The following is a 15,376-nucleotide window of genomic DNA, read 5'->3' on the forward strand; positions in this document are numbered from 1 at the left end:
GGACTAACTTGGACCGGACAATAGACAGAAGCTTGAAGCTTCGGCCGAACAGCAAGTTGAAAACCTGTCTCATTAGCAGGGTCCTATGGGAGGAAAAATAGGATATTGTATTGTAGGTGCGCAAGATCTTGCGCATTCCTATCGGAGGAAATAAATCAGAGTAATGAAAAAACAAAGACTAATCATCTATGCCAGTGACATCAGCCTCATCACCGGCAAGAGCCACCGGCAGGCACTGAGGCTGCTGAAGGACATTCACTTTGTGCTGGGCAAGCAAAAGCACCAGCCCGTCACCATCAGGGAGTTTGCCGAGTACATGGGCCTGGAGGTGGAGGAACTCATGAAGGCCTTGTTGTGAGCTGTTGTTGATAGACCTTCAACTATGTTCAGGGAGACAAGACAAACAAATTGGGGCTTAACGGATTCTTGCATCCCTGTTAAAGACAACGCTTTGTGTTTAAGCAGAAGTTTGGTTATCTTTGCCTAAGGCACTTAATATCAAAAGCGATGGAAGCACAAATAGCCATATCATACCCTACCTCTCTGGCTCTGTCATTAAAAATGGACAATAGCGAGTTTGAGAAGGAAATGAAAGTATTGTCCATAGTGAAGCTGTACGAATTGGGGAAAATATCTTCTGGCGTGGCTGCACGTTTGCTCAATATGGATCGGGTAGCCTTTTTGGATCTTTTGGGCAAATACCATGTATCCTATTTGCAGCCCGATACAGAAGAAGATTTATTAAGCGACCTAGGCAATGCGTAAGGTTGTTTCCAATACTACTCCCCTATTATCCTTGTTGAAATTAGGCCGCTTGCATCTGTTAAAGGATTTATATGGCAACGTCATCGTACCATATGCCGTATATCTAGAGATAGAAAGAGGTAGAGATTGGGAATATTACGTAGACCTCTCCAAGCAATCATGGATAACGATTCAAAAATTGGCCAATCCAGAAGCGCTATCCTACTTCTTCGATCTAGATAGCGGAGAAGCCGAGGTCATTGTATTGGCTAGGGAGCTCCATGCTGATCTAGTTATTCTAGATGAGAGTCTTGGTAGGCGCTATGCGCAAGAATTAGGCCTTACCTTGACTGGAACGATAGGCGTTTTACTAAAAGCAAAACAAAATAGGCTTATTCCTTCCGTGAAAAATGCCTTGTTGGAATTGAGCGAAAAAGGTGTTTGGCTATCTACGGCGCTCATCCAACACGCCTCTGAGCTTGCGGGCGAGTAGTTTTATTTATGCAGTGCAAAAAGCCGCCTCCCAATAATGGGAAGCGGCTTTTTCAACCTTTGCGGAGCCAGCGTAGCAAGGCGCTCACCACAAAGCTCACCGTGGCACCCAGGGCTGCCAAGAGGGCCGTTTTCAGTAGCTCATCGGCTCCGATGTGCGGCAGGGTACTGAGCAGGGTGCCTGCGGCCGTGCCCAGCTTCAGCTCATGGCGCATGGCCGTCCTCCTCGCTGGCCTCTGCCTTGGCCGAGTGCTCCAGGCTCTCTATGATACCCAGCGCCAGGCTCAGGTAGCGCGCCACCTGCACCACCTTGGCCGGCAGGCCCAGCGGCGTGGCAATGACCAACTCACTGGCCACCTGCAGCCCCTGCTTCACCTTGGTCCACCAAGGCACTTCCTTTTGCCCATTCGGCACCTGGGCAGGTGTGGCCGCATCTCCCACCCTGGGAGACACGGCCTTTTCCTTGATACTCATCTTTGAAGTTTTACGTGATAAGTAATAAGTAATAAGTTTTAAAAATCCCCGCCGCCACAGCGGCCAGAAGATTTACTACTTAAATCGCACAACTGACAACTCACAACTCACAACTCACAACTGACAACTCCTAATCACCAGCCACACCTCCTCGCCGGCATCCAGCGCGGGATAGGCAAGGTCCTTGATGCGCTCCAGCGCCACGCGGCTGTAATTGCCCACGCCCGGGGCGATGCATTTGGCCACGGGCGCAATGCAGCCCTGCAGCTCGCTCAGCGCATTGTTTGCCGGATGGATGAGGATGGCCTCCCGGCCTGGCACGTTCACCACGGCCAGCTGCAGGCCCCAGCGCTGGTGCATGCGCTTGATGAGGCGGTAGCGCCCCTCGGGAATGCAGCTCACCAGCCGCTTGTTGTTACGCCATGGCAGCTCGATGCACTCGCAGATAAGCTGGTTCTGATAGCTGATGGTACCATTGGTGCCCCGCTCATGATACCTTCTCTTCAGGTGGAGCTCCATTAGGCCACGTCGATTTCGATGATGGAAATGGCGTTGAAGGCGCCGTTGTTGAGCGGGTAGTACTTGCCGTTCACCTCTTGGTAGAAGGTGATACCGAAGAGCACGAAGATGGGCAAGGTAGTGCCCGCTGGCACCGATGCCTGCAGCTGCGCGCCGGCAAAGGGCACATTGCCCAAGGGAGCCTCCTCGCTGCTGGCCATGGACAGGCTGGCATCTGCCAGGCCGGCAAAGTCTACCGTGGCCACCCCCAGGTTGAGCTGGAAGTGCGTGCTGCCTTCGGGCGCGGCAATGGCCGTGCCGGGCAGCAGGGCGGCCACGCCTACCTGCACGCTGCCCGTGGCGCGGTCTACGGCCAGCGTGGGCTTCACGAAGAGCGTGTTGTTGAGCTCGGCCGCCACGTTGAAGCCGAAGTTGCGCAGCAGGCCCAGGTTTTGCGGCAGCACCCGGCGCTCGCCGCGGTCGTGCTCCGTATCGGCCTTGATGACGCGCATGATGCGGCTGAAAAGCCTGCTGGGCATGCGTGCGTCATAGGTGAGCAGAATCATGGGACGCAGCACGTCACGCAGGCTCTTGGCCGCCGCACCCCCTGCCGCAAACTCGGCATTGTTCTCGCGCGTACGCTGAAACTTGGGATCCGTGGCTATACGCGCTGCGCTCACGCCCGTAGCTTGCCGGGCCTGATAGCCCTCCTTGGTCTTGTAAAAGGTCAAATCCCCGATTTTCCCTTTCAACTTGATGATACTTTCCTGTTGTGCCATGATATGGTTTTTTGAACAACAGTACAAAGGTCGGCAGCGAGCATGGAAGCCTTGTCGCAGATGGCGCAAAAGAACCTATTTGGCGCAGAAAGGCTTTTTTTGGGCTTAAAACTTACAACCTATAACTCACCTTATACCTCCCGCCCTTCGCCCATAATCCCATCTCCATTCGAGTTCTATTCATGTCCCATTCGGCGCCCATCCCGTCATAGTACGGCAAAAACAGCCAAAAACGACCCTATAGGCCATTAATACCGAATACCTATCGGACTAAAGGTTACTCCGAAGGTTGCACGGCCCGGCAGGCAGTGCTAGAGATGCCTAAAGTGTGCGGCAGCCAAATAATCGACAATGGTAAACATAAGTGACATAAAATATGCAGGATGTGTGCAACATAGGCTTGTTTTTCTCGAAAGGACAGCCCATTCAATCGAAAAACAGCCGAAAAATCACCTATTAACTTCATGAAAAACAGAGAAAAATAAAAATCTATAATTAAAAAAAATACAATCATTATAATTTAACTAAAATATAAAAAAATAGTCAAAATAAATTTTGTATTATATAAAAACTAATCAAATTATATATTATTTATATAAAAACAATTAAAAACAGAACAAAATAACATATATTTGTCACATATAATTTTTTATCCTTTTTAATCAACACACCACAATCAACAAAAAAGGGTATAATAATCTCAATTTATTCAAATTATCTAAAAAACAAAATGTAACATGAAAAGAATTCTATTATTATGTGTACATGTAGTGTTTTACATGCTGTTGCCATTTTATGGCATGTCTCAACAAAAGCGGATAACAGGCAAGGTAAACAGTGCAGAAGACAATGCGCCTATACCCGGAGTATCTGTCCTAGTAAGGGGCACGACTCTAGGTACTAAGACAGATGCGAATGGTCTTTTTAGCATAGAAGTACCAATGGACACCCAGCAACTGGAATTTTCCATGATTGGCTACGAAAAACTGTCGGTAACCATAAGCGGCAACGTCCTCGACGTGACGTTAAGCCCAGACAATACGGCTTTGGACGAAGTAGTGGTGACAGCCCTGGGAATAGAAAGAAAGAAAAACGAACTAGCCTATGCCGCACAACAAGTAAGTGGAGAAGAGATCGTGCAGGCACGGAACAACAATTTTGTCTCGGGACTTTCGGGCAAGGTAGCCGGGCTTTACGTGAACAGCAACAGTACGATAGGCGGATCTACAAACGTAGTGGTCCGTGGTTTCAAGTCATTTACGGGCAATAACCAGGCACTGTTTGTCATTGATGGTGTCCCCATCAGCAATGCAAATATCAATACCTCTGGGCAGCAGAGCGGAGGTACCGGATATGACTATGGTAATGCCGCCGCCGACATCAACCCAGACGACATCCTTTCGGTCAACGTATTGAAAGGAGCTGCAGCTACCGCCCTATATGGCTCCCGTGCAGCAAATGGCGTCATCATGATTACTACCAAGAAGGGAAAAAAGAACAGCCTCAACGTACAGGTAAACACGGGCCTGACGGTAGGAAAAATAGACAAGAGCACCTATCTTACCTACCAAAAAGAATACGGCGCAGGCTATACGGGCGAGGGCTCCATGTGGACGGCAGATATTGATGGAGACGGGGTACTGGACTGGGTCACCTCATTCACCTCCGATGCCTCCATGGGAACCAAGTTTGACCCAAATAAGCTGGTCTATCAATGGAACGCCTTCGATCCCAATTCGCCTTATTTTGGGCAGGCTACGCCTTGGGTGGCCGCACAAAACGACCCCACTTCTTTTTTTTGAAACGGGCATCAATGCCATCCAAAGCATCACCGTTGACGGTGGGGGAGAAACCTCTACCTTCAAATTGGGCTATGCGCGCAACGACGATAAAGGCACCTTGCCCAACAGTAAGTTGGTCAAGAATCAGTTTACCGTTGCCGGGTCTTTGGACCTGACTTCCAAACTGACCGCCAGTGCATCGGCAAACTACTCACAGCAGGATGTGATAGGTCGTTACGGAACGGGCTATAGCGGTGTTAATATCAATCAGCAGTTCCGCCAATGGTGGCAAACAAACACAGATGTGCAAGAATTGAAGCAGGCCTACTTTAACCAAGAGCAAAACGTCACCTGGAACAGAAAATCCATTGAGGATGGTGATGGAATTTACTTCAACAATCCATATTGGGTGCGCTATCAAAATTATGCAAACGACACCAGGGACCATTATTTTGGAAACATGTCGCTTTCCTACGATGTGTTTGACTGGCTAAACGTCTTGGGCCGCATCACCTATGACGGCACTTTTGACTTCCAAGAGGAACGCCAAGCGGTGGGAAGTGTGGGGGTTGCTTCTTACGCCCGTTTCAATAGGGACTATACGGAGACAAACTACGACCTGATGCTCAACTTCAAAAAGGACATTTCTTCCGATCTGACATTTAACGGCTTACTGGGAGCTAACCTAAGACGGAACACCACTAGCAGCATCCGGGCAAGCACAAATGGGGGACTGGTAGTTCCAGAGCTATATTCCCTTTCAAATTCATTAAACTCCATCCTTCCGCCTACGGAATACTACGCCAAGAGAGGTGTAGATGGCCTGTTTGCAAATGTCAATTTCGGCTACAAGGAGCTCTTGTTCTTGGATGCCAGCTTAAGAAGGGATAAGTCTTCTACTTTGCCAGACGACAACAACACATACTACTACCCCTCTATCGCTGGTAGCTTTCTGCTATCCAACTTATTGCAAGACCAAACTTGGTTGAACTCTGCCAAGCTGCGCGTGAACTACGCCGAAGTGGGCAACGATGCGCCAGAACTGTCCATGTTTGATGTCTATACAACCGTAGCGTCTTATGGTTCCAACCCTATTTTCTCCGTTCCAAACACAAAAAACAACGAATATTTGCTGCCTGAGCAAACAAAGAGTATAGAAGCCGGCTTGGAGGCGTCTTTCTTTGGCGATCGGTTAGGATTGGATTTTTCTTGGTACAAATCCAACAGTTACGACCAGATTATGCCCGTATCGGTTACTACCGCTACCGGATACCTACAGAAATATGTAAACTCGGGTGAAGTGGAAAACAAGGGATTTGAGCTATCTGCCTATGGTACGCCTATCCGCAATGCCGATTTTTCCTGGAATATCAATCTCAATTTCAGCCGCAACAGGAGCATGGTAATTTCTCTATATGAAGGCGTTGACAATCTGCAACTTGCTTCCTTGACAGGTGGCGTTACCGCCAATGCCCAGATAGGACAACCATATGGCATATTGATGGGAACGAATTACGTATACAATGACAATGGCCAACCCCTGGTAGGAAGCGATGGATATTTCCTTGTGAGCTCAAGCACCCAGGTAATAGGCGATCCCAATCCCGATTGGTTGGGAGGTATTACCAACAGCTTCAAGTACAAAGGGCTGGGGCTTTCCTTCCTGATAGATGTCCGTAAAGGCGGAAGCATCTTCTCGCTCGATTCCTGGTACGGCTATGCCACTGGCTTGTGGCCAGAAACGGCGGGGCTGAACGATTTGGGAAATCCCAAGCGCGATCCTCTGAACAGTGGTGGCGGTATCGTGGTTCCTGGGGTATTGGAAGATGGCTCTCCAAACAACATCCATGTCCTGGCCGATCGCTATTCCAACTACCCGCTGTCTTCGGCACGGGCTCCAAGGGCGTACCACGTTTACGACGCCAGCTATGTGAAACTTAGGGAAGTAAACCTAAACTATAGCTTACCGGCATCGTGGATCAATGACCTTGGCCCAGTAAAAGGCATAGACGTGGCTCTTGTGGGACGAAACCTTTGGATAATCCACAAAAACCTTCCTTATGCCGATCCAGAGCAAACACTGAGCTCGGGCAATATCATGGGTTACCAAAGTGGAGCCTATCCATCTATAAGGAACTTTGGGTTTAATGTTAAGTTCAGGTTTTAATTTAGAAAAGACACGAAGGATTTAAAGAAAGCGCAATATGAAAAAGATCATAAAACAATATACGATAGCCGGTTTGGCTTTGCTATCGCTAATGACCGGAGCCTGCGTGAAAAGTGCAGAAGAATGGAATCTTGACACCAAAAACGCGAGTACCGTGCCTGCATATACTTTGTTCACCGGAGCAACAAAGAATCTGGTAGACGTAATTACCACACCCGCGACAGGTACTAATCCGTTTCGGTTTTACGTGCAGTACTGGACCATGACCGAATACCTCGATATGCCCAGGTACAACTTAGATCAAAGCACCCTACCGCAGAACTTTTGGCAAATAGTCTACAAAGATATATTGGCAGATTTTGCAGAGTCTAGGAAGATTACCGAGGCAGACGAACTGCTAGACCCAGTGGTAAAACAAAATGAGCTGGCCCAGATCGAAATATTATCAGTCTATGCATGGAGCATACTGGTAAACACCTTTGGGAATGTGCCCTATACAGAGGCCATGAATCCAGACAATGTATTGCCTGTCTTTGATGATGCTCATAGTATTTATCTAGACTTGCTAAGCAGGCTGAACACAGCCATAGGCCAACTAGATACGCAAGGCGAAAGCTTCGGCTCGGCAGATCCCATCTATGGCGGAAACATGGGCCAATGGGTGAAATTTGCAAATACCCTGAAAGTGAAACTTGCCATGGTAGTAGCCGACTCGGATGAAAACCTGGCCAGGCAGTATGTGGGCGAGGCCTATGACAAAGGGTTCGAGTCAAATGCGGATAATGCTGTTTTTCAATACATGGCAGCAAACCCCAATAACAATCCCATTTCTGGCGTGGCAAACCCGCTGTTTACCAGCAGGCAGGATTTTGTGGTAACCAGCATCATCGTGGACCCCATGAACGAGCTTAGCGACCCTCGTCGCAGCGCCTACTTTACCACCGTTGGGGGTACTTATAGGGGTGGAGATTACGGCTTCACCAATGTATACGGCAATTTTTCCACGATGTCAACGACCATATCCGACCCCCTATTGGAAGGCGTGTTTGCAGACTACTCGGAATTTCAGTTCAACCTAGCCGAAGCTGCCGAACGCTGGGGCAATGTGGGAGCTTCTGCCGCTTCGTACTATGAAAATGGCATACGGGCTTCCATTAGCTATTGGGGAGGCAGCGAAGCAGCGACAGCATCATACCTGGCGCAGCCTACCGTGGCCTATACCTCTGCACAAGGCGACTACAAGCAGAAAATAGGTATGCAGAAATGGTATGCGCTATACAATCGGGGTTATGACGCTTGGATAGAATGGCGTAGATTGGACTATCCCGTATTGTACCCACCTACCGTATCGGCAGATGGTGAAGACTTCGCTCCCTCGGGCTTGTCCATTCCAGTTCGCCTTATTTATCCGCTTAACGAGCAGGGCTTGAACGGCGACAATCTCGCTGCTGCCGCTAGTGCCATAGGAGGCGATCTAGTCACAACAAAACTCTTCTGGGACATATTTTAACTTGTTCCAGAAGTTCCGCTTTTCAAGGTGTGTCTACCCATAGGAAGGTCGGCACACCTTTTTTATTTATTGTTAGTGCAGGTGAGATAAAACAGCGCCGCAGAGAACATCCACCTACCATCAGCTACCAAATAAAAAAATCCCCGTCAAATAAATTACACTTTGCCCTTAGCGAATACCAAAAATTGATTACCTTTGCACTCCGATAAAGCAGTCGGAACTCCCTATCTAAATAGAGTTCGTCCATAAAGTCTAGTGGCCAGGCTAGAATGGTGTTTGGCTAGGCGCGCGAAGCGAGAAAAAGCGCAGTTTACTGACGGTAAATGAGCATTTTTTGAGTAAGCGCAACGAAGCCAGGCGACGTTATAGACGGACACTAAACAACAGGCTTTTCTGCACTGTGGCATCCAAAGCGTATATTGAAAATTTTTTAGACAAAAAATGCCAAAAAACACCTCCATTGGTTCCGTACTCATCATCGGATCGGGGCCCATCATCATCGGACAAGCGTGTGAATTTGACTACTCTGGTTCCCAAGCCGCTCTTTCCCTAAAGGAAGAGGGAATTGAGGTTTCCATCATCAATTCCAATCCGGCAACTATCATGACCGACAAGGTCATTGCCGACCACGTTTACCTCCTGCCATTGACCGTAGAAAGCATTGAGCAAATCCTACAGGAAAGGAAGATAGATGCCGTACTGCCTACCATGGGCGGGCAAACGGCGCTGAACCTGTGTATCCAAGCATCCGAAAGGGGCATCTGGGAGAAATACGGTGTGAAGGTCATCGGTGTGGACGTAGCGGCCATTGAAAAAACCGAAAACCGCGAGGCTTTCCGCCAGCTGATGGTAGATATCGGCGTGGGCGTGGCCAGATCACATATTGCCAACTCCTTCCTGGAAGGCAAGGAAGCTGCACAGGAAATAGGATTCCCGCTGGTGATACGTCCTAGCTATACACTAGGGGGCACAGGGGGTGGCTTTGTGCACAAGAAAGAAGAATTTGAAGCGGCCCTGAGCCGTGGCCTGCAAGCATCGCCCACGCATGAGGTGCTGGTAGAGCAAGCCGTATTGGGATGGAAAGAATACGAGCTGGAGCTGCTGCGCGACAGCAATGACAACGTCATCATCATCTGCTCTATAGAAAACTTCGACCCTATGGGCATCCATACGGGCGACTCGATAACGGTAGCCCCGGCCATGACTTTGAGCGACAAGTGCTACCAAGACATGCGCAATCAGGCCATAAAGATGATGCGCGCCATAGGCAACTTTGCAGGAGGCTGCAACGTGCAGTTTTCCGTCAATCCGGAAAACGAGGACATCATCGCCATCGAGATCAATCCGCGTGTGAGCCGTTCATCCGCACTGGCCTCTAAGGCTACTGGCTATCCCATAGCCAAGATTGCCGCCAAGCTGGCCATTGGCTATAACTTGGACGAACTGGACAACCAGATCACCAAGACCACATCGGCCTATTTTGAGCCTACGCTAGACTATGTCATCGTGAAATCGCCTCGCTGGAACTTTGCCAAGTTCAAAGGGGCCAATCGCGAGCTAGGGCTTCAGATGAAATCCGTGGGCGAGGTGATGGCCATTGGCCGTACCTTTATCGAGGCTTTGCAGAAAGCCTGCCAGAGCTTGGAGACAAACCGTCTGGGCCTTGGCGCCGACGGCAAACAGGTGCGCAACATAGAGGAGATCATGCATGGGCTGGAACATCCTAGCAGTGGACGCCTCTTCTACATCAAGGACGCCTTTGAGATGGGCGTGCCTTTGGAGTCCATCCGCAAGGCCACCCTCATAGATAAATGGTTCTTGGTGCAGATACAGGAACTGGTGGAGCTGGAGGGCGAACTGAGGCGCTATCAACTGGACAATATACCCAAGGATTTTTTTATCACCCTGAAGCAAAAGGGATTTTCCGATGGCCAGATCGCCTGGCTTTTGGGCAATGTGACCGAAGACGACGTATACCACCGCCGTCGCGAGCTGGGCATCAAGCGAGTGTACAAAATGGTGGATACCTGCGCTGCCGAATTTGAGGCCAAAACGCCTTATTACTATTCTACCTTTGAGCACGAAAACGAATCCACTCCTAGCGATAAGAAGAAAATCATCGTGTTGGGTTCAGGCCCCAACCGCATAGGCCAAGGCATCGAGTTCGACTACTCCTGCGTGCACGGCCTGCTGGCTTCCAAAGAAGCGGGATATGAGGCCATCATGGTAAACTGCAACCCCGAAACGGTATCCACCGACTTCAACATGGCAGACAAGCTGTATTTTGAACCCGTATTCTGGGAACATGTCCGCGAGATCATTGACCTGGAAAAACCAGAGGGCGTCATCGTGCAATTAGGCGGGCAAACGGCCTTGAAAATGGCTGAGCAACTTAAGGAAACAGGTGTCAAGATAATTGGTACCAGCTTTGAAAACATGGACCTGGCCGAAGATAGGGGCCGCTTTTCCGACCTGTTGAAAGAACTCGATATCCCATACCCAAAATATGGTGTAGCTGAGAATGCGGAAGAAGCTATCAAGGTAGCCAAGGAAGTTGGCTTTCCCGTTTTGGTGCGCCCCAGTTACGTACTTGGCGGACAGCATATGAGCATTGTCATCAACGATGAAGAGCTCGAGAAGGCCGTTATCAAGATCAACAAAAACCTGCCCGGCAATAGGGTGCTCATAGACCATTTCCTAGATCGTGCCGAAGAGGCCGAATCTGACTCTATATGCGATGGCAACGAGGTGCACATCATCGGCATGATGGAGCACATAGAGCCCGCAGGCATCCATTCGGGTGACTCCAGCGCCGTGCTACCGCCATTCAGTCTTTCGCAAAAAGTGCAGGATACGATGGCAGAATACACCATCAAAATTGCCAAGGCACTTAACGTGCTGGGACTGCTCAACATTCAGTTTGCCATCAAGGATGAGAAGGTCTACGTGATAGAGGCCAATCCGCGTGCCTCGCGTACCGTTCCTTTCATTGCCAAAGCATACGATGTACCTTATATCAACATCGCCACCAAGGTGATGCTGGGAGACAAAAAACTGAAAGATTTCAAGATAGAAAGAAAACTGAAGGGTTATGCCATCAAGGAACCTGTATTCTCCTTTGATAAGTTCCCGGACGTGGACAAGCAGTTGGGCCCCGAGATGCGCTCTACCGGCGAGGCCATTCGCTTTATCAAAGATCTGAACGACCCTTATTTCAGGCAGCTATATGCCGAAAAATCCATGTACCTGAGCAAATAGTTGTTCAGGTACATAACCTAGGCTTTCAATTCAACTAGGCGGTCACCATCCATCACCGGAATAGCGGTGATGGTATCTTGTTGCAGGCAAAACCGAATATCGGCATCCAAGCCTAACCTTTGCATACGCTGTCCGTGCGTGCTGTCAGACAGGCGTTGGTACAGGTCGTCTTTATAGTCATGGTACAATTGCAGGGCTATTTGCGCTGCATCATCCTCAAGGGCGTAGCTATGCCCCAGCTTGGCAATCAGCGCACCGGCAAATACGGTATCTTCCAGGTTGACATGATCTTCCCACCCGGCACATACCAAAACTACGTTTTCCTCCCGAGTAGCAAGGTACCGCGCCAAAGCGGTAATGTGGAGAAAGGAGCCCGCCAAGATCTGCTTGGCTCCAAGAGCCATTTGTATGGCTTTGGTACCATTGGTAGTGGTGAGGACGATGGTCTTTCCCAAAACTTGCTCCCGGGTATAAGAAAAGGGAGAGTTGCCCGCATGAAAGCCCTCCACCACCTTGCCCCGGCGTTCGGCAGCCAACAAATAACCCCTGCCCTCATAAGAAAGGCATTCGGAAACATCCATCACCGGAATGATGGCCCTGGCTCCGTTGGCTATACCGTAGCAAATGGATGTCGTGGCCCTGAAGATGTCTATTGCAACGACAATACTCGCCTGCAGGTCATATAAGGGCAAAAGCGCCGGGCTCAAGCAAACGGAGATAAGAGGCATAACAATAATAAATAAGGCTATTTTCTTCTATTTCACAAAAGGGGGCTTGCTCACACTGGCCTTCACCGGCTTGTTCCTGATGTCGATATAGATTTCGGTTCCTTCCTTGGCAAAGGCCGTTTTTACATAGCCTAGCCCAATTGACTTCTGCAAGGTGGGCGACTGTGTTCCGGAGGTTACCACACCTATCTCGTTGCCTTCGGCATCTACAATCTTGTATCCATGGCGTGGGATGCCGCGATCTATCATCTCAAAGCCCACGAGCTTGCGCTCCACACCCTGCTCTTTTTGCTTTTTCAGGTTCTCCGAGTTTACAAAGTCCTTCGTAAACTTGGTCACCCATCCCAATCCCGCTTCCAATGGGCTTGTGGTATCGTCTATATCGTTGCCATAGAGGCAAAAGCCCATTTCCAGTCTAAGTGTATCGCGTGCGCCCAAGCCAATGGGCTTGATGCCAAAGGGCTTGCCCGCTTCCATGATGGCATCCCATACGGTTTGGGCATTTTCATTGGCCACGTAGATCTCAAAGCCGCCGGCACCCGTATAGCCTGTGGCAGATACCAGCACATTGTCTACGCCGGCAAAGACGCCCTTCTCAAAGGTATAGTAAGCCATCTTGCCCAGGTCCATATCCGTGAGCGACTGCAGCGCTTCGGCAGCCTTGGGGCCTTGTACGGCAAACAAGGAGGTCTGCTCCGAAATGTCCTTCATCTCCACACCAAAGGTGTTGTGGCTAGATATCCAATTCCAGTCTTTTTCGATATTGGAGGCGTTTACTACAAGGAGCAGCGTCTCCTCACCCAATTTGTACACCAGAAAATCGTCTACAATACCGCCTGTCTCATTGGGAATACAGGCATATTGGATCTTGCCCTTATACAATCTGGAAGCATCGTTCGAACTAATCTTCTGTACCAGGTCTATGGCATGAGGGCCCTTGAGTATAAATTCGCCCATGTGGCTCACATCAAAGACACCTACGCTATTGCGTACGGCAGCATGTTCATCATTGATACCCGTGTATTGTACAGGCATGTTGAAGCCTGCAAAAGGAACCATTTTCGCACCCAGCTTTATGTGGGTGTCAGTCAGTGCGGTATTTTTCATTCAAAAATAATTTGTTTTAAAGCAGCCCCATGGAACCTGCATTTTCATCACCATTTACCTTAGGCGTCGATCATGAAAGGTTTCATCGAGGCCAAAAATACATATTTTAATGATAATAGCACTAGGCCTACAGCGCCAGCATCAACTGTGGATCGCTTACGCGGAAACTCTTCCTATGATGCGGACTGATGCCATATTCCAATATGGCCTTGCGGTGCTTCACCGTAGGATAGCCTTTGTTGCACAGCCAGTCGTATTGCGGAAAGTCTAGGGCCAGCCTGTCCATATAGTCATCCCTATAGGTCTTGGCCAAGATAGAGGCGGCCGCTATGCTCAGGTATTTCCCATCGCCCTTTACGATACATTCAAAAGGAAGGTTTTGGTATGGGCGGAAACGGTTGCCATCTATCAAAACAAACTCCGCCCGGGTAGTCAGTTTATCGAGGGCACGATGCATGGCCAGAAAAGAAGCGTTCAGGATGTTGATGCGGTCTATCTCCTCTGCTTCTACCTGGGCCACGGCAAAAGCGATGGCCTCCTGTTCGATAATCTCTCTCAAGACATAGCGTTGGGCGGCATTCAGTTTCTTCGAATCGTTGAGTATTTCATGCCTAAACTCGGGACCAAAGACTACCGCAGCAGCAAATACGGGACCTGCCAAGCAGCCCCTTCCTGCCTCATCGCAGCCAGCTTCAATCAATTGGTTCTGAAAAGAAGATAAAAGCATCTAACAAACTTAGGCAATGTGAAACTAAAATGCAAGTCTGACCTTTCTAAGGTCCTTTTCGGAAATTTAGAATCATTATTGCGCTGCATTAAGCCTAATTAACATTCCCATTTACTATCATTGCAAATTATTTGACTCAAGACATTGAGGTTTAACGCAATTAGGCTTTCTATTTGTAATAATCTTGTTGCGGTTAAACAGCCTATATACTCATCAGTCAAAGTGAAGATTAGAATTTAATGTTAGATGAATAAATCGCTACATTTTTATTTTTTTGTTTGTGCAATGTCGTTTGTCCTGCTTAATGCTGGCAATGCCTTTGCGCAAAAAAAGAAAAAGGAAAAACCATTGCCAGACAGGGAAGCGGAATCACTTTTATACCTGATGCCCGTATCCATAGACGGCAATTTGGAGGAATGGGGCGACTCGCTGCGGTTCAGTTATGAAAAGCAGCATTTGCAATTTGATCTGGCCAATGACGGTACCAACCTCTATATAGCGATGAAAACAAGCGATCCCGATGCCCAGATGCAGGCCTTAAGGCAGGGATTCAATTTCACGGTAAATGTGGATGGAAAGAAAAAAGACGGCCCTACCATCACATTCCCCATTCCCGACAGGGAAGCCTTGCGTAGCTTGATGGCACTGCCTGACGACGAGAAACCCGAAGATATTCGGGCAGGCATTCTCTCTACCGTGAAGGCTATCTATATATCAGGCTTCAAGGATATCGTAGACGGGGCAATTTCTTTGCAAAACAATTTTGGCATTCATGCAAAAGCCGCCGTAGACAGCGCAAGCGACGCCCTTTGCTTTGAAGCGCAAATCCCCTTGGACAGGCTCTATATGGCCGACGAGAAGGCACCATTGGCCATGAATATCAAGATAAATGGCATCATCGTCAGGATGGTGAGCGACAACAGCAACATGTCCCCTTATGGTAATAGTATGCGCCGTCGCATGTATGGAGGCTACGGCTACCCCTATTACGGCAATATGGGCCAGGGACCTATGAGAAGAGAGGCCAGGCAAGAGCCCGGGAAATGGATAGTGCTCCCCTTAACTACAGAATAATACTAAAACAAAAACAATATATTTTTCAAACAAATGA

The 15,376-nt window shown here is 48.9% G+C and carries 14 protein-coding genes; 8 read left to right on the forward strand and 6 right to left on the reverse strand.

All coding sequences use genetic code 11. The annotated features are described in order from the left end of the window. Positions 1 to 163 precede the first annotated feature (163 nt). The 3 genes from A37S_RS0104190 (at position 164) to A37S_RS0104200 (ending at position 1,237) form a co-directional block, all read left to right on the forward strand. Positions 164 to 358: a hypothetical protein gene (locus tag A37S_RS0104190; protein WP_028295896.1), complete on the forward strand. Its 195-nt coding sequence runs from the start codon at positions 164 to 166 to the stop codon at positions 356 to 358. A 149-nt stretch (positions 359 to 507) separates the two neighbouring features. After that, complete coding sequence (locus A37S_RS0104195) at positions 508 to 765, forward strand: UPF0175 family protein (protein WP_028295897.1); 258 nt, start codon at positions 508 to 510, stop codon at positions 763 to 765. Further along, positions 758 to 1,237, forward strand: a complete 480-nt coding sequence (locus A37S_RS0104200) for a PIN domain-containing protein (RefSeq protein WP_028295898.1) — start codon at positions 758 to 760, stop codon at positions 1,235 to 1,237. Before A37S_RS0104195 ends, A37S_RS0104200 begins: the two co-directional genes overlap by 8 nt. A 203-nt stretch (positions 1,238 to 1,440) precedes the next feature. Here the strand turns inward: A37S_RS0104200 and A37S_RS0104210 are convergent, their stop codons facing one another. From A37S_RS0104210 to A37S_RS0104220, 3 genes are all read right to left on the reverse strand, one after another. Further along, positions 1,441 to 1,710: a hypothetical protein gene (locus tag A37S_RS0104210; RefSeq protein ID WP_028295899.1), complete on the reverse strand. Its 270-nt coding sequence runs from the start codon at positions 1,708 to 1,710 to the stop codon at positions 1,441 to 1,443. 114 nt (positions 1,711 to 1,824) lie between these two features. After that, a complete protein-coding gene (locus A37S_RS0104215) occupies positions 1,825 to 2,229 on the reverse strand; it encodes a DUF5675 family protein (protein ID WP_028295900.1) in 405 nt (134 codons plus the stop codon). Then, a complete protein-coding gene (locus tag A37S_RS0104220) occupies positions 2,229 to 2,987 on the reverse strand; it encodes a hypothetical protein (protein ID WP_028295901.1) in 759 nt (252 codons plus the stop codon). The genes A37S_RS0104215 and A37S_RS0104220 overlap by 1 nt, the downstream gene beginning before the upstream one ends. A gap of 737 nt (positions 2,988 to 3,724) precedes the next feature. Here A37S_RS0104220 and A37S_RS27930 point away from each other — a divergent pair. From A37S_RS27930 to carB, 4 genes are all read left to right on the forward strand, one after another. Next, positions 3,725 to 4,789 (forward strand): carboxypeptidase-like regulatory domain-containing protein, encoded by a 1,065-nt coding sequence (locus A37S_RS27930; RefSeq protein WP_245586303.1) that lies wholly within the window; start codon positions 3,725 to 3,727, stop codon positions 4,787 to 4,789. Beyond that, entirely contained in the window at positions 4,734 to 6,935 is a 2,202-nt protein-coding gene (locus A37S_RS23555) for a SusC/RagA family TonB-linked outer membrane protein (protein ID WP_245586304.1), read from the forward strand. Before A37S_RS27930 ends, A37S_RS23555 begins: the two co-directional genes overlap by 56 nt. Positions 6,936 to 6,972: 37 nt before the next feature. Further along, positions 6,973 to 8,445, forward strand: coding sequence for a SusD/RagB family nutrient-binding outer membrane lipoprotein (locus A37S_RS0104235; RefSeq protein WP_028295902.1), 1,473 nt, complete (start codon positions 6,973 to 6,975; stop codon positions 8,443 to 8,445). Positions 8,446 to 8,886: 441 nt separating this feature from the next. Then, entirely contained in the window at positions 8,887 to 11,703 is a 2,817-nt protein-coding gene (carB, locus tag A37S_RS0104240) for a carbamoyl-phosphate synthase large subunit (RefSeq protein WP_028295903.1), read from the forward strand. Positions 11,704 to 11,720: 17 nt separating this feature from the next. Here carB and A37S_RS0104245 read toward each other — a convergent pair whose 3' ends face one another. The 3 genes from A37S_RS0104245 to A37S_RS0104255 all read right to left on the reverse strand — a co-directional run bounded on the left by A37S_RS0104245 (position 11,721) and on the right by A37S_RS0104255 (position 14,265). After that, on the reverse strand, positions 11,721 to 12,431 hold the full coding sequence (locus A37S_RS0104245) for a 2-phosphosulfolactate phosphatase (protein ID WP_028295904.1): 711 nt from the start codon (positions 12,429 to 12,431) through the stop codon (positions 11,721 to 11,723). A gap of 27 nt (positions 12,432 to 12,458) precedes the next feature. Beyond that, positions 12,459 to 13,538, reverse strand: coding sequence for a glycine cleavage system aminomethyltransferase GcvT (gene gcvT, locus A37S_RS0104250; protein ID WP_028295905.1), 1,080 nt, complete (start codon positions 13,536 to 13,538; stop codon positions 12,459 to 12,461). 127 nt (positions 13,539 to 13,665) lie between these two features. Next, on the reverse strand, positions 13,666 to 14,265 hold the full coding sequence (locus A37S_RS0104255; protein WP_028295906.1) for a ribonuclease HII: 600 nt from the start codon (positions 14,263 to 14,265) through the stop codon (positions 13,666 to 13,668). A gap of 285 nt (positions 14,266 to 14,550) precedes the next feature. Between A37S_RS0104255 and A37S_RS0104260 the strand changes: the two genes are divergently transcribed. Further along, a complete protein-coding gene (locus A37S_RS0104260; protein ID WP_028295907.1) occupies positions 14,551 to 15,339 on the forward strand; it encodes a hypothetical protein in 789 nt (262 codons plus the stop codon). Positions 15,340 to 15,376 lie beyond the last annotated feature (37 nt).

The sequence above is a fragment of the Olivibacter sitiensis DSM 17696 genome, assembly GCF_000427965.1.
Taxonomy (GTDB): Bacteria; Bacteroidota; Bacteroidia; order Sphingobacteriales; family Sphingobacteriaceae; genus Olivibacter; species Olivibacter sitiensis.